13 protein-coding genes are annotated in these 20,182 nt (G+C 72.2%); 9 read left to right on the forward strand and 4 right to left on the reverse strand.

All coding sequences use genetic code 11. The features are described 5' to 3' along the window. Positions 1 to 145: 145 nt before the first annotated feature. Genes ACF1AK_RS18560 through ACF1AK_RS18580 form a run of 5 tightly spaced genes read left to right on the forward strand, consistent with a single transcriptional unit; the run spans position 146 to position 3,861 of the window. On the forward strand, positions 146 to 1,096 hold the full coding sequence (locus ACF1AK_RS18560) for a metal ABC transporter solute-binding protein, Zn/Mn family (RefSeq protein ID WP_391499848.1): 951 nt from the start codon (positions 146 to 148) through the stop codon (positions 1,094 to 1,096). Beyond that, positions 1,093 to 1,941, forward strand: coding sequence for a metal ABC transporter ATP-binding protein (locus ACF1AK_RS18565; RefSeq protein WP_391499849.1), 849 nt, complete (start codon positions 1,093 to 1,095; stop codon positions 1,939 to 1,941). The genes ACF1AK_RS18560 and ACF1AK_RS18565 overlap by 4 nt, the downstream gene beginning before the upstream one ends. Further along, entirely contained in the window at positions 1,932 to 2,837 is a 906-nt protein-coding gene (locus tag ACF1AK_RS18570) for a metal ABC transporter permease (protein ID WP_391499850.1), read from the forward strand. Before ACF1AK_RS18565 ends, ACF1AK_RS18570 begins: the two co-directional genes overlap by 10 nt. Beyond that, positions 2,834 to 3,676, forward strand: coding sequence for a metal ABC transporter permease (locus tag ACF1AK_RS18575; RefSeq protein ID WP_391499851.1), 843 nt, complete (start codon positions 2,834 to 2,836; stop codon positions 3,674 to 3,676). Before ACF1AK_RS18570 ends, ACF1AK_RS18575 begins: the two co-directional genes overlap by 4 nt. 20 nt (positions 3,677 to 3,696) lie before the next feature. Then, complete coding sequence (locus tag ACF1AK_RS18580) at positions 3,697 to 3,861, forward strand: hypothetical protein (protein ID WP_391499852.1); 165 nt, start codon at positions 3,697 to 3,699, stop codon at positions 3,859 to 3,861. Positions 3,862 to 3,890: 29 nt separating this feature from the next. Here the strand turns inward: ACF1AK_RS18580 and ACF1AK_RS18585 are convergent, their stop codons facing one another. Together ACF1AK_RS18585 and ACF1AK_RS18590 are read right to left on the reverse strand one after the other, a co-directional pair. Then, positions 3,891 to 4,775, reverse strand: a complete 885-nt coding sequence (locus ACF1AK_RS18585; protein WP_391499853.1) for a TIGR03943 family putative permease subunit — start codon at positions 4,773 to 4,775, stop codon at positions 3,891 to 3,893. A gap of 26 nt (positions 4,776 to 4,801) precedes the next feature. After that, the gene (locus ACF1AK_RS18590; RefSeq protein WP_391500106.1) at positions 4,802 to 5,770 is read right to left on the reverse strand and encodes a permease; all 969 of its coding nucleotides are present in this window, start codon (positions 5,768 to 5,770) and stop codon (positions 4,802 to 4,804) included. An 831-nt stretch (positions 5,771 to 6,601) separates the two neighbouring features. On the opposite strand from ACF1AK_RS18590, the gene ACF1AK_RS18595 reads away from it, so the two are divergent. Together ACF1AK_RS18595 and ACF1AK_RS18600 are read left to right on the forward strand one after the other, a co-directional pair. Next, positions 6,602 to 8,506, forward strand: coding sequence for a trypsin-like serine protease (locus ACF1AK_RS18595; RefSeq protein ID WP_391499854.1), 1,905 nt, complete (start codon positions 6,602 to 6,604; stop codon positions 8,504 to 8,506). Between the two features lie 223 nt (positions 8,507 to 8,729). After that, entirely contained in the window at positions 8,730 to 13,319 is a 4,590-nt protein-coding gene (locus ACF1AK_RS18600; RefSeq protein ID WP_391499855.1) for a polymorphic toxin-type HINT domain-containing protein, read from the forward strand. Positions 13,320 to 13,586: 267 nt separating this feature from the next. Here the strand turns inward: ACF1AK_RS18600 and ACF1AK_RS18605 are convergent, their stop codons facing one another. Both ACF1AK_RS18605 and ACF1AK_RS18610 read right to left on the reverse strand, forming a co-directional pair. Next, on the reverse strand, positions 13,587 to 14,498 hold the full coding sequence (locus ACF1AK_RS18605; RefSeq protein ID WP_391499856.1) for a hypothetical protein: 912 nt from the start codon (positions 14,496 to 14,498) through the stop codon (positions 13,587 to 13,589). Beyond that, positions 14,495 to 14,938: a hypothetical protein gene (locus tag ACF1AK_RS18610; RefSeq protein ID WP_391499857.1), complete on the reverse strand. Its 444-nt coding sequence runs from the start codon at positions 14,936 to 14,938 to the stop codon at positions 14,495 to 14,497. Before ACF1AK_RS18610 ends, ACF1AK_RS18605 begins: the two co-directional genes overlap by 4 nt. A gap of 119 nt (positions 14,939 to 15,057) precedes the next feature. Here ACF1AK_RS18610 and ACF1AK_RS18615 point away from each other — a divergent pair, with 119 nt between their 5' ends. Both ACF1AK_RS18615 and ACF1AK_RS18620 read left to right on the forward strand, forming a co-directional pair. Continuing rightward, a complete protein-coding gene (locus ACF1AK_RS18615; protein WP_391499858.1) occupies positions 15,058 to 18,327 on the forward strand; it encodes a CHAT domain-containing protein in 3,270 nt (1,089 codons plus the stop codon). A gap of 41 nt (positions 18,328 to 18,368) precedes the next feature. Next, a complete protein-coding gene (locus tag ACF1AK_RS18620) occupies positions 18,369 to 19,544 on the forward strand; it encodes a tetratricopeptide repeat protein (protein ID WP_391499859.1) in 1,176 nt (391 codons plus the stop codon). The last annotated feature ends 638 nt before the right edge of the window (positions 19,545 to 20,182 follow it).

Here is a 20,182-nt window from a genome sequence, read left to right on the forward strand (position 1 = left end):
TGAACCACGGAACCCGCCGCGAGCGAGGTCAAGGTTCGGTAATGATTTTCATATTTACCTAAACGTGCTGGTGATGAAAACCGTTCCCACCTATTGTTTGGCCTCGTCCCCCCCATCTCTCCCCTCCGCGAGGAGTACTCCAGCCATGCGTACTGCCCTGCCCGCCCGCCTCGTCAGACTCGCCGCCGTCGCGGTCGCCGCGCTGGCCGCCACCAGTGCCTGCTCGACCGCGCCGGCCGAGAGCACCACGTCCCAGGACACCGCCGGCGGCTCCGGCAAGGTCGTCCAGGTCGCCGCCGCCGAGAGCTTCTGGGGCTCGATCGCCGGCCAACTCGGCGGCGACCACGTGAAGGTGACGAACATCATCAGCAATCCCGACGCCGACCCGCACGACTACGAGCCCACCGCCGCCGACGGCCGCACGGTCGCCGGCGCCCAGTACGTCATCACCAACGGCATCGGCTACGACGCCTGGTCCGACAAGCTGATAGCCGCCAACCCCGCGCCGAGCCGCACCGCCCTCAAGGTGGGCGACCTGGTCGGGGTCAAGGAGGGCGGCAACCCGCACCAGTGGTACTCCCCGGAGAGCGTGCACAAGGTGGTCGAGCAGATCACCGCCGACCTCAAGAAGCTCGACCCGGCCGACGCGGCCCACTTCGACCAGCGCAAGGCCGACTTCCTCGGCAAGACCCTCGCCCCGTACGACCGGCTCATCGCCGACATCAAGGCCAAGTACGCCGGCACCCCGATCGGCGCCTCCGAGTCGATCGTCACCCCGCTCGCCGAGGGCCTCGGCCTCACCCTGCTCACCCCCGAAAGGCTGTTGAACGCCGTCAGCGAGGGCACCGACCCGACCGCCGCCGACAAGGCGAGTGCCGACGAGCAGATCAAGTCCAAGCAGATCAAGGTCTACGTCCACAACAGCCAGAACGACACCCCGGACATCAAGGCCCAGGTCGAGGCCGCCAAGGCCCAGGGCATCCCGGTCGCCACCGTCACCGAGACCCCGACCCCGGCCGGCGCCCCCTTCCAGGACTGGCAGACCACCGAACTCCAGGGCATCGCCGACGCGTTGAAGCAGGCGACCGGCAAGTGACCACCGCACCGATCGAGCCCGCCGTGGCCACCGAGGCCCCGGCCCCCACCCCCGATCCGGTCCTGGAGCTGCACGGCGCGGCCGTGCGGGTGGGCGGCCGCACGCTCTGGTCGGACGTCGATCTCACCGTCGGAGCCGGGGAGTTCACCGCCATCCTCGGCCCGAACGGGGTCGGCAAGTCCACCCTCGTCAAGACCCTCCTCGGCGCCCACCCCGCTGCCGCGGGCCAGGTGAGCGTCCCGGCCCGCGCCGCCATCGGATACCTCCCGCAGCGCCGCAGCTTCGACGCCGGCGTGCGCATCCGAGGCATCGACGTCGTGCGCCTCGGCCTGGACGGCCACCGCTGGGGCATCCCGCTGCCCGGGATCCACCGCGCCCGGCGCCGCGCCGAACACCGACGCGTCGACGAGGCCATCGCGTCGGTCGGTGCCACCGGCTACGCGCCCCGGCCGATCGGCCAATGCTCCGGCGGCGAACAGCAGCGACTGCTGCTCGCCCAGGCCCTGGTCACCCGCCCACGCCTGCTCCTGCTCGACGAGCCGCTCGACAGCCTCGACCTGCCCAACCAGAGCGCCATGGCAGCCCTGCTCGGCCGGATCTGCCGCGAGGACGGCGTCGCCGTCGTCATGGTCGCCCACGACGTCAACCCGATCCTCCACCACCTGGACCACGTGGTGTACCTGGCCGAGGGACGAGCCGTCACCGGCAGGCCCGAGCAGGTGATCACCTCGGACACCCTCAGCCGCCTCTACGGTGCGCCCGTCGAGGTGCTGCGCACCGCCGACGGACGGCTGGTCGTGGTCGGCGTCCCGGAAGACCGCAGGAGCCGTGGCCCATGCTGCTAGCCGACACCGTCTCACCGGGCTTCTCCTGGAACCTCGTGGCCGACTTCCAGCAGATGTGGGCCTACCCCTTCATGGTCAACGCCTTCCGGGCCGGCACCGTCGTCGCCGTCGTCGCGGCCGTCGTGGGCTGGTTCATGGTGCTGCGCCGCCAGACCTTCGCCGGCCACACCCTGTCGGTGGTCGCCTTCCCCGGCGCCGCCCTCGCCACCCTGCTCGGGATCTCCACCACCTTCGGCTACCTCGGCGCCTGCCTGGGCGGCGCGCTCGTCATCGCCCTGCTGCGCGAGCGGGGCCGCGCCGGCGTCGTCGAGGAGTCCGCCGGGACGGGCACCGTGCAGGCCTTCGCGCTGGCCTGCGGATTCCTGTTCGTCACCCTGTACAAAGGGCTGCTCGGCGGGCCGCAGGCGCTGCTGTTCGGCACCTTCCTCGGCATCACCACCGAGCAGGTCATCGTGCTGACCGTTGTCGGCGCGTCCGTACTGGCCCTGCTGGCGGTGATCGGGCGGCCGCTGCTGTTCGCCTCGCTCGACGGCGAGGTCGCCGCAGCGCGCGGAGTGCCCGTGCGGTTGCTGGGCTTCGGCTTCCTCCTGCTGCTCGGCGCGGCCGCCGCCGAGGCCGGCCAGATCGCCGGCAGCCTGCTCGTCTTCGCGCTGCTGGTCATTCCCGCCGCCACCGCACAGGTACTCACCGCACGTCCGGCCCTCGGCCTGCTGCTGGGGGCGTTGCTCGCCCTCGCCGCCTGCTGGCTCGGCCTGATCGCCGCCTTCTACCAGCCCTACCCGCTCGGCTTCTTCGTGACCACCTTCGCCTTCGCCGGGTACCTCCTCGCCCACCTCGCCCGCGCGGTGGCCGGCTTCCTCGGCCGGGCCCCGCTGACGACCGGAGCACCGGCATGACCAGCGTTCTCCACCAGGCCTTCTTCCAGCACGCCCTGCTGGCCGGCACTGCGATCGCCCTCGCCTCCGGCCTGGTCGGCTACTTCCTGGTCCTGCGAGTCCAGACCTTCACCGGCGACACCCTCGGCCACGTCGCCTTCACCGGGGCGATGGCGGCCCTCGCCGGAGGGTACGACCTGCGGCTCGGCCTGTTCGCCGCCACCATCGGCGTCGCCCTGCTGCTCGGCCTCCTCGGCCGCCGCGGCCGGCCCGACGACGTCGTCATCGGCACCCTGTTCTCCGGGATCCTGGGCCTCGGCACCTTCTTCCTCACCCTCTACACCACCCACCGCAGCACCACCCAGGGCAACGCGGGCATCAGCGTCCTGTTCGGCTCCATCTACGGCCTGAACGGCGCCCAGACCGTGACGGCCGTCCTGGTCGCCGCGGCGGTCAGCGCGGCCGCGCTGCTGATCGCCCGGCCGCTGCTGTTCGCCACCCTCGACGAGGCCGTCGCCACCGCGCGCGGGGTACGCACGGGCGCGCTCGGCTTCGCCTTCCTCGCCCTGGTCGGCGCCTGCGCCGCCGAGGCCACCCAGGCGGTCGGCGCCCTGCTCCTGCTCGGCCTGCTGGCCGCGCCCGCCGGCACCGCCCTGCGCCTGACCGACCGGCCGTACCGGGCCCTCGCGCTCTCCGCCGCCCTCGCCGTGCTGGAACTGTGGGCCGGTCTGGCACTGAGCGCCGCCGCGCCGCAACTGCCGCCGAGCTTCGCCATCATGGCGATCGCGGCGGCCTGCTACGGCGCCACGGCGCTGGTCCGCCCGGCCGCCCGCGCGGCCGACCGCCGGGCCACGGCCTGACCGGGCCGGGGGCGGCGGCTGTGACGAGGACCCGACGGACACCGGTGCCGGCCCGGCGGGAGACCCCGCAGCAGGTGCTCGTCCGGCAGTGGCTCGCCGCCCGCCTGCTGGCCGACGGCGAGCCGATCCTGCGGGGCGAGGACCCGTTCCCCGCCTGGGAGGCGTACGGCGACTGCCCCGTGTAGGGGCTACTGGTCTCGTGGTGTCGTAGCGGCTACTGGTCCGAGGGCGGGATGTCCCGGTACGGGGCGCGCGGCCGGGGGACGGCGTGCTGCTCGGAGGCGTCGATCCTCGGCGCTGCGGTGGCCGGTGCGTCCGGGGCGGGCTTCCAGACGCCGGTGAGGTCCACCCAGCTGTCCGCGGCCGGGGCCGCACCGGCGGCGTGCACCAGGACGCGCAGCCGACGGGCGTCGGCCGCACAGCAGCTGACGACGAGCCGGTTGAGGTACCACTCGCCGGGCCGTGCGCCGGGGGAGACGAAGCCGGTGAGCCGGACCTTGCGGTCCGCCAGGCTCTTGTTCGGGCCGCGGCTGCGGCCGATGAACTCGGCCAGCGACATCGGCGTCGGCACCGTGACGGAAGCACCGGAACCGGCAGCGCTGCCCGGGGCGGCCGGCTGCTCGGACAGGTCGGCGTACTCCGCGGGTCCGACGACGGCGTCCGAGCCGTCCCGGGAGGCGGTGAAGGAACCGAGCGGGGGCGGGGCGAGGCAGAGCAGCAGCACGGCGGGGATGGTCAGCAGCCAGGCCACGCGCGGGCCGTGGTCGTGATCGTGCCCTTCCCCGTCCTCGTGCCCTTCCCCGTGCCCGTGTCCGTCGTCCTTGACGGGCCGGAGCCAGACCGCGTTGCCCTCGGCGTCCCGGCCGAACCGCATCACCGGCTCCTGCCGGTGGGCGGTCACGCGGCGCACCGCGCCCGCGATCCCGAGCCCGAGCAGCACGATCCCCGAAGCGATCAGCGGGATCCGCAGGCCCTCCTCGACGTACTGCAGGAAGACGTCGCTGCCGACGGTGATCCGCAGCAGGGCGGCGCCGACGAGTGCGACGAGCAGGGACGGGGCGAGCCCCCGGACGGCGGCCTTCACGGCAGTGGCGTTCACAGCAGTGGCCTTCACGGCAGTGGCCTTCACAGCGCCCCTCCGATCACGATGCTGGCGACAACGGCGACCAGGAAGGTCGCGCTGGAGAAACGGAGCGCGAAGGCGCGCCCGAAGGTGCCCGACTGGAGGGCGATCAGCTTGAGGTCGACCATCGGGCCGACGACCATGAAGGCGAGCCGGGCGGTGGGGGAGAAGCCGGTGAGGGAGGCGGCCACGAACGCGTCCGCCTCGGAGCAGACCGCCAGCACCACGGCGAGGAAGGCCAGCACGGGCACACCCAGCCACGGCGAGTCGGAGAAGACCCGCAACACCGACGGCGGGACGAGCACGTTGAACGTCGCCGCGGCCGCCGCGCCGACCACCAGGAAGCCGCCCGCGTGCAGGAAGTCGTGCTGCAGTCCGCGCCGGAACTCCTCCAGCGGATTGCGCCCACCCTCGCCGTGACCGGCCGGGCTCTTCGGCAGCCGCAGCCACTCCGGCCGGCCGAACGCCACCCACAGCCAGCCCATCACGACCGCCGTGGCGAGCGAGGCCAGCAGCCGGGCCAGCACCATCTCCGGCTCGTCCGGGAAGGCGATCGCGGTCGCGACCAGCACCACCGGGTTGATCGCGGGCGCGGAGAGCAGGAACGCCAGGGCCGCCGCCGGAGCCACCCCGCGCCTCATCAGGCTGCCGGCCACCGGGACGGACGCGCACTCACAACCCGGCAGGACGGCGCCGGCCACTCCCGCCACCGGCACGGCGAGCGTCGGGTTCTTCGGCAGCACCCGGGTGAACACCCGCTCCGGGACAAACGCCCCGATCGCGGCCGACACCACCGTGCCCAGCATCAGGAACGGCACGCCCTGCACCGTGATGGCGACCATGACCGTCCGCCAGGTCTGCACAGCGCCCGCGTCCCACACTGGTACCAGCGCGGCCACCGCCACGACCGCCGGTACTCCGATCAGCAGCGCTGACCTCCAGCGTGGTGGCGGGGTTTCCGCCGGCGCCACTGGGAGGTGCCGGACGCTGCCGAGACTCGTCTCCACCAAGGTGACCGCTCCTCAGCCCGCTCGCCGCCGATGCGTCGGCGAGACCTGTCTGCTCACCGTCATGTTCGGGGAGCCGGGGACAGAGTAGCGGTGATAATCATATTCATCTAGGCCTTCCGTGCCGTTTCCGCGGTCGGTAGCCTGCCTTCACGGGCGGGTCCGCCTCCCAGCGACTGCCGCTCCGTCTTGCCTCGGCAAGTGGTGTGCTCCCACGGCTCGGTGCGGGTGTGCACCACTCACCCGGACCCGGGTGGCCGGGCGGGCGTCAGGAGGCGTGGGAGGGAGCGGGATCATCCGGCGCAGCCGGGCCCCCACGAACCAGTTGCCGACACACCCGTCCCGCACATCGGTGAACTTTCCTCTCCGGTTCCGAGGTGCTGGTTCGGGTGGGGTGAGAGCGCCGTGTGGCGCTCTGTCCCTGGCGGCACTCCGGCATGCGTCGTGCCGGATCCACCCGTGGTGTCCGCATGTTCCGACGGGTCATCCGCGACGCGCGCCTTCGCCCGTTGCAGGTGTGACGTTCCCTCGGAATTCTGGCGGAATGAGGGTCATCCTGTTTGACGGCGAAATTTCACGAGCCCTATCGTCCGCCCCGTAATACCTCTTCATCGGTCAGCAGCTCGGGGGTCGCTCGACGTCTCCCGGGAGGCCCCTTTTCCGGGAGTTCTGATGCATGCCGCCCGAAGACTCTCCCCATTCATCGGCGCGACGCTGGCAATTCCCTTACTGGCGACCGGCCTCGTCACGGCGGCGACACCCGCCCCGGCTGCGGGGACCGGCGCGCCCGCCCTTGTGGAGAACTACATCCACCCGGGTGCCGCGAGCATCCTCGCGGACCGGCACATCACCGTCGGATCGGGCGACGGCCACATCCAGCTCGTCGACTGCGCGTCCGGCTCGAACCTGCTGCGCCTGTTCAGCCGGGCCGCGCAGCCCAGTGAGACCTGCTTCAGGATCACGGGCGCCACCGGGCGCCTCCAACTGGAGCTTCCCAAGGTCTACTCCATCAAGGGTGACGCCGACCACTCGGTCACCGCGACCTTCACCACTGACGGCAACCCCGTCTACATCGGGGTGCCCAAGAACACCTGGACCCCGGTCGGCGAGGGTATCCCCGGGGGCAGCAGCACCACCCTGCTGGAACTCAACGCCTCGGCCGGACCGACGGTCCCCGCCGAGCCGGAGCCCGCCGCCATCGCCAGAGTCACGATCGGCCAGCCCGGCTTCGGCGCGCGGTCGTGCACTGGCAGCATCGTCGACCCGTCCTGGGTCCTCACCTCCGCCGGCTGCTTCGCCGGAGTGACCGCGCCGACGAGCACGACCCGCGTCCTCACGTCCCGCCACAACGTCGCAGCGGACCGGCTCGTCCCCCACGGCGAGCGCGACCTCATGATGGTCCACCTGGCCTTCCCGATCCCGACGACCGTACCCCTCTACGTGGGGACGGCCGCGCCGACAACCGGCGGGCGCGTGGCCTACGTCGGCCTGGGCCGGTCCGCCACCGACTGGGTGCCGTCCAAGGCCCACGAGAGCTGGCACACGGTCACCGCCGTCGGCAGCGGCACCGTCGACACCCTGCCGACGACCGGAGGCGCCACCGCCCCCCTCTGCCTGGGCGACGCCGGCGCCCCGTTGATCCGCGACAATGAGGACGGCTACGAGCTCTTCGCCATCGCCACCGCCTCCTGGCAGGCCGGCTGCGTCGGCGTTCCCCCGAGTGAGACCCGCACCGGCGTGACCGCCACCCGGGTCGACGACGTCGCCGGCTGGGTGCAGCAGCTCCGGGCGACCGCACCGGGCTGGAAGCTCCAGACCCTGGTCAGGAACGGCAACGGCCTGTTCCACGCCACCCGCCTGAACAACGGCTCCTGGACACCGTACGAGGACGTCCAGGCCCGGGCCGGCGACATCGGCGGCGTCCGGACCATGGGCGCCGCGGACATCCACGGGGACACGCACATCGTCGCCCTCGGCGGGGACGGCCGCCTTCGCCACGCCGTCCACCGGCTCGACGGCAGCTGGAGCGCCTTCAGCGACGTCGACCGGGCCGCCGGGGTCCTCACCGGAGTCACCCAGATCGCCGTCGCCGCCGTCGGCGACGACCTCCAGGTCGTCGTCCTGGCCGGGGGGCTCCTCCACCAGAGCCTGTACCACACCTCCGGGGGCGGGTGGTGGGAGGGATTCTCCCCGGTGTTCCCCTCCACCGGCGTCCTCGGCAACGTCACCGCTGTCGCTGTGGCCGTCGCCGGGACCACCACCCACGTCGCCGTCAGTGCCGGCGGCCAGGTCCACACCACCAGCCTCGACCAGAACGGGGTCTGGGGGAGGTGGAGTTCCGTCGAGGGCCAGACGGGCTCCGCCGGCCCGGTCACCGCCCTCGCCCTGGCAGCACAGAACGACGGTATGAACCTCCTCGTCGTCACCGACACCGGCGCCCAGTTCCATACCATCCGTTCCACCAACGGCACCTGGCAGCCGTTCCGGATCCTGGACGGCGGGTTCGGCCAGGCCCGCGCCAGGTCGATCAGTGCCGGCACCGTCCAGGGGAAGGCCTACGCAGCCATCACCACCACCGACAACCGCGTCCTGCTCACGAGCCGCTACGCCGGCTCCACCTGGTCGGTGTCCGCCGAGCCCGTGAACCTGACCGGCCTTCCCGGCGACCACACAGGCACGGCCGTCGCCGGCGGCCTGTAGCACCTCCGCCGGCCCGGCCCGCACCGCACCACCGGGATCCGCACCACCGGGATCTGCACGACAGCGATCCGCACCACCGCGATCCGCACGACAGCGATCCGCACCACCGCGATCACGCACCAACCCCTGTCCGCACCCGCGCCCACCGTCACCGGCCCGCCGGTGGCGGTGCGGCGGCACTCCGGTGCCCGAGCACAGAACAGGACGGCGACGTTCGATGAGGGTGTCATCGATTCCCCGGGTTCGACCGGCGCGCACAGCCGCCGGGCTCGTCATCGGCGGGCTGCTCGCCGGGCTGCTCACCGTCCCGGCGACGGCGGCCGACACCACGCCCGCGACCGGGCCGGACCCGGACCGGGTGCGGACCGTCGCCGCGCGGCTGTCCGGCGGGCCGGCCGTACGGCAGGCGGCGGAGAGCGCGCTGACCGGTTCCGCCGACGATCTCAGGAGGTTCCTGGCCACCGGTCAGGCCGGCGCGGCCGAGCAGGACCTGCGGGCGGGGATCGAGGAGCTGGTGGCGGCGTCGGGCCCCGGTGTCCGCGAAGCCGGGACGACCGCGTTGGACGGCCCGGCGAGCGCGCTGCAGAGCTTCCTCGCCACCGGCGTCCAGAAGGCCTTCGACGACGACCAGCGGATCGAACTGTCGCGGATCATGGCCGACGGCGGGCCGGCTGTCCGGGAGGCCGCGGGCAGGGCGCTCGACGGCACGACGGACGACGTCAACGCCTTCTTGTCCGAGGGACAGTTCAAGGCGCAGGACGACGACGACCGCATCCGTCTCTCGCAGCTGATGGCCACCGGCGGCCCCGAGGTGCGCAGGGCCGCGGGCGCCGCGCTCGACGGAGGGACGGAGGACGTCCGGCAGTTCCTCCAGTACGGCTACCAGACGGCCGCCGCCCACGACCAGGAGACCCTGACGGTCGCCCAGCTCGCCGACCTCACCAGGAACGCCTCCACCCAGGCGGGACGGCAGGCCCGGACCGCCAGGGACGCCGCAGGACGCGCCCTCGACGCCACCGCCCTCGCCAAGGCCGCCGCCGAACGGGCCGCGGCCGAGACCAAACAGGCGCAAGGGCAGGCCGGAGCCGCCTCCAACGCGGCCGGACGCGCCGCCGATGCCGCCGGTCGGGCCGCGAACGCCGCCCAGATCGCGTCCTCCGCCGCGAAGGCCGCCAATGAGGCGGCCCGCCAGGCCGCGAGCGCCGCGGCCGCCGCCGCCTCGGCCGCGACGAAGGCCGGCGACGCCGCCTCCCGCGCCCTGGCCGCTGCCGCCGCTGCCGCCGGTGACGCGGGCAAGGCCGACCTCGCCCGCGCCGCCGCCGTCACCGCCCGCGAGGCCGCCGTCAACGCCCGCACCGCCGCCGAGGCGAGCCAGTGGGCCGGCCTCGCCGCGTCCCAGGCCGGAGCCGCCGCCCGGTCCGCCGATTCGGCCGGCGCCAACGCTGTCCTCGCCGCCTCGGCGGCCGCCGAGGCGGCGGACTACTCGGGGGTGGCGGACACCGCGGTCTACCGGGCTCGACAAGCCGCCGCCCGGGCGAAGAGCGCCGCTGCCGAGGCCAAGCGCGCCGCCGCCGCCACCGTCAGGATCGCCGGGGAGGCAGCCTCGGCCGCCGCCGAGGCGCAGCGCGCCGCCAACGCCGCCGCCGCGCACGCCGAAGCGGCGGCAGCGGCGGCAGGGGAGGCGGCGGCGCATGCCGGCGACGCGTCCAGGTGGGCGACCACCGCCCAGACCGCCGCCACGGCGGCGGGGGCAACCGCGGACTCCGCGGCGAACTCCGCCGCGCAGGCCCACAAGGTCGCCGACATCGCCCGTGCCGTCGACCAGGAGCGTCTGGACGCCCAGCAGGCCACCGAGACGGCCGCCGCCGAGGAAGCCGGCCGCGCGGCCGACCTCAGGGCCAGGACGGCGGCGTGGGAGGCGGGCAGGGCCACCCGGCTCGCCGCCGACACCGAACAGCTCGTCAAGGACGCGACCGCCCCGGGCGTCGACCCCGAGGTCGCCGTGCTCAAGGGTCGCCAGGCCGCCATTCGGCTCCTCGACGCGGGCGGCCCGTGGACCAAGGCCGCCGCCCGGACCGCTCTGGAGGGAGACGACGCCGCCGTCCGCGTCTTCCTCGGCACCGCTCTGACGCTCGCCCGCGAGCGTGACGACCGCACCAGCGTGATGGCCATCGCCCGGAGCCCGGGCAAGCTGGAGAAGCGCCTCGCGGCGGAGGCCGCCTCCGTCGGCACCGTGGAGGACGTACGGACGTTCCTCGCCACCGGCCAGTACCCCGGCAAGGACGACGACGACCGGGTGCTGGTGTCGCAGATCATGGCGGCGGGCGGGCCCGGCGTGAAGGACGCTGCCGGGAAGGCCTTGGACGGCACCATCGCCGATGTCCGGGCGTTCCTGGAGGCCGGTCAGTACCGGGCGCGGGAGGACGACAACCGCGTCCAGGTCACCCAGGCCCTGACCACCGGCGGGCCCGAGGTGAGGGCGGCCGCCCAGGCCGTGCTGTCCGGCCCGGCCGACCGGCTGGAACCGTTCCTGCAGAGCGGCTGGTCCCGGGCGCAGGAACGCGACGCGACGACCGCCGCGCACGTGGCGACCGTCCAGTCGTACCTCGCCACCATCGACGGCCAGGCCGCCGTCGCCCGCCGGTACGCGCTGGAGGCCAACCAGTCCTACGCCACCGCCCGCGGCGCGGCCGCCGAGGCGGCGAACTACGCGGCCCAGGCCCGCACCAGCGCCGCCCAGGCCACCGACTGGGCCGCGAAGGCCGCCCAGGCCGCCCGGCAGGCCCAGGCCTCCGCCGCCCAGGCCGCCGCCTCCGCCCAGCAGGCGCGGACCTCCGCGGCCTCCGCCACCGAGGCCGCCGGCCGCGCCGGCGCCTCCGTCGCCGTAGCCACCGACTACGCCTCCCAGGCCCACCAGTACGCGGCGGACGCCAAGACCGCCGCCGACCAGGCGCACGCCTCGGCCGTCGCCGCGCAGAAGAGCTCGGAGGAGGCGCAGAAGGCGGCCGACGACGCCAAGATCGCCTTCTGGAAGAAGCAGGAGGAGGAGGACGTCGCGGCCCAGGTACCCGCCGAGACCTCGGGTGTCGAGGGCGGCGACGACGGTACCGGTTCCGATCCCACCGGCCGGACGTACTACGTCGAACGAGTGCCCCGGGACGACCTGAGGCCGAGCAATGTCAAGCAGGACATGTCCAAGTGCATCACCGACGACCCGGCCACGACGTACGGCGCGATCAAGTCCCTCTTCGGCAGCAACCACACCTGGTACGAGAACGCCGCCGGGAAGACGGTCTGCAAGGTCAAGGTCACCGCCAGGGTCTCCGGTACGGTCGACTACCTCCTGCGCACCTGCCCCGAATCCGGCCTCACCATCGAGGCCTGCAAGGGCCGGTACCAGACGTGGGACACCATGCTCCTCGGCACCGAGCAGCTGAACGGCGTCCCGTACGAGACCAAGGTCGAGATGACCTACCAGGACTACAAGCAGAACTACGACCCGCAGGTACTCGCAGGTCGGCTCCTCTGGCACATGCTCACCGGCGACTTCGTCAAGTGCTTCAACAACCCGGGCCTCAACAAGGCCTGCGGTCTGGCCGTGGCGACGATCCTGCCCATCGGCACCCTGACCAAGGCCGCCAAGGGCGTCGTCTCCTACCGGTTCGCCATCATCTCGGGCATCGGTGTCGACGAGGCCAGGCTCGCCCTCCAGACGACCCTCAACGGATACAGCCAGGCCCTCGTCGACGGCCTCAATGCGCTGGCCGACAAGGTTGCCGTTTTCCGCCTCACCCTCGTGAGCGGCGTCGGCACCGAGGAAGCGCTGTTCGCCATCCGCGCCAACGCCACCATTGACCGCACCCTGATGCGGCAACTGGAGATCGAGGCCCAGGTCTCGGCGGACGTCCGGACCATGTGCAACACCAACAGCTTCCCCGCCGGCACCTCCGTGGTCATGGCCGACGGCAGCAGCCGTCCGATCGAGAGCCTCAAGGTCGGCGACCGGATACTGAGCACCGACCCCACCACCGGCATCACCGGTCCCCAGACCGTCACGGACACCCTCGACCACGACACCGACCGCCTGATCGACCTGGACGTCGAACAGGTCGGACGGGTCACCAGCACGGCCGGACACCTCCTCTACGTCGACAACACCGGCTGGCGTGAGGTCTCCACCCTTCGCATCGGCGACATCCTCATCGGCCAGGACGGCGCCCGGCACCCGGTCACCGGCCTCGACGACCGTCCCGCGATCGCGCCCGAGAAGGTCTACGACCTCACCGTCGACGGCCCGCACACCTTCTACGTCCAGGGGCGGCAGGACAACGGCTCCGAGATCCTCGCCCACAACTGCTACGACCTCCTCAAGGACGAGCTCACCCTCGCGGACGCCCATACCATCAGTGACCACGTCGCCTTCGGAGTCCCGGGCCCGAACGGCCCGCTGGGCATCACCGTCGCCGACGCGAGACTCAAGGCGATCGCCGACGGCAGCAACGGCGTCTTCACCGACCTGGCCACCGCCGAGGCCGCGTTGCGGAAGGCCGTCCAGCAGAACAGCGGGTGGTTGGCGACATTCCGCAGCTCGGGGCGCGCCAAGGGCAAGTTCAAGACCACACTCAAGGACCTCACGGTGAACGGACAGAACGTCACCTCGCTCGGCACGATCTACGTCAGCCAGGCCGATCGGTCGGTGAAGGAGATCACGGCCGGTACCAGGGTCGAGGTACGCATGGTGTCCGACCCGAACCACCCCGGCGGCAGGAACTGGTTCGTCTCATCGATCTTCCCCATTCTGGACAAACCATAAAAAGTCGCCACCGTGACCTGGAATTCGGGCTCCCCCACCTGGCCGGTTCGTTCCACCGGTACTGGCGCGAGGAGGTGGGAACCGATGTCGACGTCCTGACGGCGTACGCTGACAACGTGCCGACCCGTGCGCGGCAGTGGGAAAGGCTGCTCCGCCGGCAGGATCGGTGGACCCTCGCCGCCGCCGTCGGCGCTCCGGCCCAGTGCGGCCTGGCCGGATGGCCAGACTCAGTGCCGCCACTGTCGTCGTCGACCGTGTGTCCCGCCCTCAGCCGGGATCCTTGGTCAGGGCGCGTGTCATCGCCTCGCCGAGCTCTCGGGTGAGAGGACCTTCGCACGGGATGCCTAGGGCCGAGGCCAGGTCCTTGCCGTACAGATCGGTGAGCGCTTCGGTGAGGTCCGCGAAGGACGCGGCGGCGGCGCGGACCCGGGTGGCTGCGGTCGCGGCGGTGAGCAGGCCGACGACGGCGGCGGGCCACCACAGGGCACCGAGCAGGAGGTAGGCGGCGGACCAGGCTTCCAGTCGGGCGGCCGACATCAACGAGCTTCGGGCCGACGTGAGTTCGGCTCGGGCACCGTCGGACGCGAGGAGCCAGAGGTGAGGCCAGGCAGCCGCAAGGTCGAGTTGGTAGGCGCGCCGGACGCGGTGTTCGGGAGCGGTGATGCGGTCACCCGTCCAGAACGGCTGATGGGGCAGGACAAGGGAGATGCGCTCGCGGGCCGCGTAGCGGAGCTCGGCTTCCTCGGTGAGGCGGCCGGCGTCGTCGGCCTCCGCGATCGTGGCCCGCCCGGCGGCCACCAAGGCGGTGCGGTAGGCGCTGTCTGCAGCCAGCCAGCGGCGACGGCGGCGGGCCGTCAGACGGCGGGTTACGAGGTTGTGTGAGCCCGCGACCCAGACGGTTTCGATCCACGTGCCTACGGCTTGAACAAAGGCTCCGATGGCGGCGGCACCGGCCAGGACGGCGACGGCGGAGACCGCGATGGCCCCCGGGCTGTGAGTGCCGGGGTCGACCGCAAGGGCGTCGAGCCGGGCGCGCAGGCGACCGATGTCGTGCCAGTGCTGGTGGCCGAGTGTGAGGGCCGCGGTGAGTGCCGTCAGGTAGATCAGACCGGGGATCGCCAGGAGCGAGATCCAGCGCTCGGCGAGTCGATCCCCGATGGTGCTGAGGAAGGCGGTCATGGTCGCAACGTGATCTTGCGCAGCGGCTGATCGAAGACGAGACAGTGCGGCCGGTCCTGGCGTTCCCGGTTGCTCGGCCGCGCGTAGTCGGAGGTCGGCGCCTCGACCCGGGCGCACCGGCCGAGCGGGCAGGCGAGCACATGAAGGGCCGAGTGCCCGCGGCCGGCACCCGGAAGCTGCTGGTAGGAGCCGGGTGCGGTGCGGTAGGAGCCGAGCCCGGCGCTGTGACCGGTGGCCAGGAGGAGTTCCTCCACCTCGTCGAAGAAGTCCTCCAGCTCCCCGGGCGGCCGACCGCTGCGCACCTCGGCGAGCACGTGTTCCACCAGTCGGCGCAGGCGCGCGTCTGGAGTCGGTCCGGGTGGAGCAGCCATCATCCTGCGGCAGAGCTCACCCAGTCGTTCGTGACCGGGCGTGGGTTCCGTCACGTCGTCCACCTCCACGCGGATCAGAATAACGGCCAAGCCGTGCAGGCCTGTTGGATATGGTGAACAATCACCGAGGGACGCGGGAGCCAGCCATGTCGCACGGGGACGGAGTCACACCGTCGGACCGGACGGTGATGGCCTTCGTACTGATGGAGTGGTCCCGACTCACGGGCGACCGGAGCGATCTGGACCGGGCGATCGAGGGCTACCGGACGGAGCTACGGGAGGCGTCGGGCAAACGGAAGGCCCAGCTCGCGGGTGCGAATCTTCGGGCGTGCCTGTGGACCAGATGGTTGTCCTTCGGCGACGACCGCGACCGGGACGAATTGATCATCTTGTGTACCGAGGCGCGGCCCGGTGCGGAAGCGGAGCAGGACGCGATCTTCCTCGGGGTCGCGTTGAGCGACCGTTTCGACGGCGGGCGTCGACGCGAGGACCTTGATGGTGCGATCAGGGCTTTGCGGCGGGCGCTGGAGGTCCCTCTGAAGCGGAGCCGGAACCGGGCGTTTGCGCTGATGATGCTCAGCACGGCGTTCCGTCAACGGTACGAGGAGGGAGGGGACGCGCACGACCTGGCGGAGGCGGTGCACGCGGGGCGCGGATCGCTGAGCCATGCGGGGCCCGGTGATCCGGTACGACCACGGGCGATGGCCGAACTCGCTCTCGCCTGCGAGTGTTCCTTCCAATCGACGGGCGACCTCGATCCGCTGAACGAGGCGCTCGTGCTGTTGCGCGCGGCGGTGGCGGACTGCCCGCCCGGCGCGCGCCACCGTGCGGCCGTCCTGAACCACCTCGGGCGGGTACTGATCACGTGGAGCGGTGCCGCACCCGGAGAGTCGGATTTCGAAGAACTGCTCCGGGTCACCAGGACCGCGTTGGCGGAGGCCTCGGAGCGGGTGGACCATCCGGCTCGGCTGAGGGCGCTGGCCCGGCTGGGCGTGGCGCTGCGCCTGGCCGAAGAACACGGTGGCGGCACGGAGATGCTGCGGGAGGCCGCGGGTCTGTTACGCGAGGCCGCCCGGCACACCCGGCCGTCCAGCCCGGTCCGGGTGGACAGGCTGAACAGTCTGGGCAATGTCCTGCACCGGCTGGGTCAGCGGGCCGGCAACGTGGGGCTGTTGGACGAGGCCGTCGAGGTGCTGCGGGAGGCGGTAGCCGGCTGTCTGCCCGAGCGGCCCTGGTGCATCTCGAACCTGGCGCTCGCGCTGCGCGAGCGCTATCACCAGACCGGTGACCTCGCCTCGCTGCGCGAAGCCGCCGAGCTGGCTCGGAGATCGGTCGGACTCTTCGAGACCGCGGGGGAGTCCACCCCCCATCTGGACAGCCTGGGAGTGATCCTCCAGACGTGGTACGACCGCACCGGAGAGGAATGGGCGGCGACCGAGGCTGTCAGGGTCGCCAGACTGGTGCTGACCCGAACCCCGGAGTCCAGCCCGGGCTGGAGCGAGAGGATGAACCATCTCGCCAACGCCCTGGGCAGTCGTCGCGAGGACCCCGCTGGCCAGGCCGACCTCGACGAGGCGATCCGGTTGCTGACCCGGGCCGTCGACGCCTTGCCGTACGGCGATCCGGGACTTCCCCGGGTGCTGCACAATCTCAGCACGATGCTGGAGGCCAAGGCGCAGGCCACCGAGGATCTGGCCTTGCTGGAGCAGGCGGTCACCACGGCCGGCCGGGCGGTCTGGGCGCCCTCCGAGGGGGAGGCGGCGGACGCGGAACACCTGTGGACCTACGCGCGAATTCTGAGGAGCCTGTACGGCGTCACCGGTGACCCGGGCGTGCTGCGGGCGGCCGGGGACGCCTACCGACAGGTCGCGGAGACAGAGGCCGTCCCGGCCGTCCGGCGGATCCGGGCGGCCCGCCACTGGGGCGCGGCCGCCGCGGACGGACGGCGCTGGGCGGAGGCGACGCGGGCGTACCGGCTTGCGGTGGACCTGCTCCCGTTCGGCATCACCCAGCGGTCGGGGCGCGGTGACCGGGAACACGGCCTCGCCCAGGTTCAGGGGCTGGCCGCCGACGCCGCGGCGTGCGCCGTCAACGCGGGCGACCCGGCGCTCGCCGTTCTGCTGCTTGAGCAGGGTCGGGGCGTACTGCTCTGGCAGGCGATCGCACCGCGCGGGGAGTGGCAGCGACTACTCGCCATGCATCCGGAACTGGCCGAGCGCTTCCTCCGGCTGCGGGACGAGGTCGAGGCACTCGACGTAGAGGAGCGGACACCCTCGACCGACTACCGGCATCGGCTGGCGGTCGAGTGGGAACGGCTCGTCACGCAGATCCGGGCGTTGCCCGGCTTTGCCGACTTCCTGGCAGCGCCGGCCCTCTCCAGCCTGCTGGCGTGTGCCGATCGGGGACCGGTGGTGCTCGCGTACTGCAGTCCGTACCGCAGCGACGCGTTGGTGCTGCGACCGGAGGGTGTGCTGGTGGTGCCGCTGCCGGAGGCCGGTCCTGCGGAGGTGGAACGTCAGGTGGCGCGGCTGGACAGCGCCCTCGCGGCGGCCACCGATCCGACCGGGGAACAGCACGCACAGCAGGCCGTCCGGGCCGTGCTGGCGTGGGCGTGGGACCACGTTGCCGAGCCGGTCCTCGCCCGGCTCGGGCTGCTGGACGAGCCGCCGGGGGATGACTGGCCCCGGATGTGGTGGTCCCCGGGCGGCGCGCTCGCCGCGCTGCCGCTGCACGCGGCCGGCCACCATGACGGACGCCGCGCCGTCGTCGACCGGGTGATCTCTTCCTACTCGCCGACTGTTCGGGCGCTGGCCTACGCCCGGGCAAGGGCGGCTGATCCGTCGCCGCCGGGCCGCCTGCTGGCGGTGACGCAGCCCGACACCGCCGGAGCCCGCCCGCTGCACGGTGCCCGGCGGGAGGCGGCCAAGCTCGCGAAGCTCCTGCCGTTCGACCTGATCACCGGCGCGGACGCGACGACGCCCCGGATCCTGCAGGAGCTTCCCCAGTACTCCTACGTTCACTTCGCCTGCCACGGAGTGAGTGATCCGGACGATCCGTCGCACGCCCAACTCTTGGTCCACGACCACCAGCGGCAGCCGCTGACGGTCCACCGGGTCTCCCGACTGGACCTGCCCAAGGCACGTCTCGCGGTGCTGTCGGCCTGTGTGACCGCAAGGGGTACCGAACGCCTGGCGGACGAATTCGTGCACATCACCTCGGCGTTCCAGGTGGCCGGCTATCCGCACGTTGTCGGAACGCTCTGGCAGGTGCACGACGCGGTGGCGGTGAGGGTGACCGCCAGCCTCTATCGCTTCCTGCGCAGCGGACGGCCGCCGGAGCTGCCGGGCCTCGATGCGGAACGAAGCGCCGCCGCTCTGCACCACGCCGTCCGTGAGTGCCGCGATGCCTTCCGCGACGTGCCCAGCCTGTGGGCGGCCTATGTGCACTCCGGAGCCTGACGAGAAGTCCGTTTCTGACGGGAGAGGGGAACCGACCCGATATGGCTCGATGGTGGCAGCGCCATTCGAAGACTTCCGACGACCAGGCCGAGCCCGTTCCCGAGCCGGAACACGAAGCCGAAGCCGAGGGTGAGCTTCCGCCGGCAGGCGAATGGATCCTCACAAGGATCGGACCGGACGGAGCGGAGGAGGAGATATCCCGGATTCCCATTTCTCCCGCCGGCTACTACGGGCTGAGTGCCTACGCCGCCCGGACGCAACTGGGGCCCGATCACCCGGAGACGCAGGCGGCGCTTCGTGAGTACGCCGTGGTGCTCGGCCACATGAAGGGACGCCGGGAGGAGGCCCGCGAGCGCTTGATGGACCTCGTGCGAGAGCAAACGCGGATGCTGGGATTCGAGCACGCGGAGACCCTGGCGACTGCGGCCGCCCTGGCCGAGCTGATCCGGGAGTTGGGGGAGCTGGGGACGGCGGAGGAGGTGTGGAGGAGCGTCTGGACCAGCCGGGCCTCGCTCCTCGGCCGTGATCATCCGGACACGCTCGACAGCGCGGCCCACCTGGCCGACGTTCTGGAAGATCTGCATCGCGTGCCGGAAGCCGTCGCATTGCGCAGGGACGTGCTCGAACGGCGTAGGCGCGGCCTCGGGCCGGACCATCCCGACACCCTGGAAGACGCGAACGAGTACACGGCATCGCTAACGATGGCGGGCCGGTGGGCAGAGGCCGAGAGAGAGCTGCGTGATCTGATCGATCGTCTCGAACGGCAGGTCGAGGGCGACCACGACGCGCTTCTCACCGCGCGTGCAAATCTCGGCGCGGTCCTGTGCCGGCTCGGCCGCCTCGACGAGTCGGAGCGAGTGCTGAGCGCGGTTCTGGCCTCGTACGAGAGCACCGGCGGGCGGGGCGATGGCGAAACGCTCTCCATTCGCCACAACCTTGCAGCCGTGCTCCACGCCAGGCGCCGGTACGAGGAAGCGGCCGTCGTGCTGCGTGAGGTGGAGGTCAGTACCGTCCGTCGGCACGGCGAAGGCCACCCGAGTACCCTCCAGGCCCGACACAACCTTGCCAACGTCCTGGTCGACGTAGGCAGTCGGCAGGAAGCAGCGGAGATCCTGAAGAGCTGCCTCTCCGGTTACCGGCGGATCCTCGGCCCGGACCACCCGCTCGTTCGCTCCATCACCGGGCAGCTCGACTGGCTGATTGACGAACTCGCCTGATGCAGTTCGTCGAAGAGGCACATCAAGGCTCGCGTCCTGCGGCGGCGGGGCCGGCCCGCACCGCCTACCTGCTGAAGCTCAACCCGGCCACCGCTCATCGCCTGCTGAACCGCTACCGCCTGGGCCGCCTCTCGCACCCGGACCGCGCCACGGGTCGCGCGATACGGCGCTACAGGCCATGCGCGCCAGGCTAGTTGGTCCACGCCGGCACAGAGAAGCCCGGCAACATCCCCGACGACGGCGGTCGCCAGTTCCACGCCGCCAGGCCGGCCGCAAAACCGCTCCCGCCCCTGCGCTACCGCGACGCCCCCGTCACTGACGTGCGCCTGTACCACCCCGTGTCGATCACCGTCTGCAGCTACAACGGCACCTAGGGGCGGGTGCCCGCGCCGGCGGAGGCGCGGACCGTGGTGACACCGACGGGACGCGAGACCGTGTGGCCGGGCGGCGTGCCGAGGTCGGCCCAGGTGAACTCCGTGCCCGTCCAGCACCGTCCGGCGGGCGGCCACCCGGCCACCGGCCTCGTAGGGGCTCGTGCCGAGGGCGAATCGGAGCGTGCCGGGTGCTCGGCGATCGGCCGAGGCTGCGCCCGGCCATCTCCTCCTTGGCCCGCTGCGCGTAGAACCCCTGAAGCCCCG

The organism is Kitasatospora sp. NPDC015120 (genome assembly GCF_043080305.1).
Lineage (GTDB): Bacteria > Actinomycetota > Actinomycetes > Streptomycetales > Streptomycetaceae > Kitasatospora.

Excerpts from the sequence above, each read along its gene's own strand:
- ACF1AK_RS18560 (WP_391499848.1), top strand. The coding sequence starts at position 146 with ATGCGTACTGCCCTGCCCGCCCGCCTCGTCAGACTCGCCGCCGTCGCG.
- ACF1AK_RS18570 (WP_391499850.1), top strand. The coding sequence starts at position 1,932 with ATGCTGCTAGCCGACACCGTCTCACCGGGCTTCTCCTGGAACCTCGTG.
- ACF1AK_RS18575 (WP_391499851.1), top strand. The coding sequence starts at position 2,834 with ATGACCAGCGTTCTCCACCAGGCCTTCTTCCAGCACGCCCTGCTGGCC.
- ACF1AK_RS18605 (WP_391499856.1), bottom strand. The coding sequence starts at position 14,498 with ATGACCGCCTTCCTCAGCACCATCGGGGATCGACTCGCCGAGCGCTGG.
- ACF1AK_RS18615 (WP_391499858.1), top strand. The coding sequence starts at position 15,058 with ATGGCCTTCGTACTGATGGAGTGGTCCCGACTCACGGGCGACCGGAGC.
- ACF1AK_RS18620 (WP_391499859.1), top strand. The coding sequence starts at position 18,369 with ATGGCTCGATGGTGGCAGCGCCATTCGAAGACTTCCGACGACCAGGCC.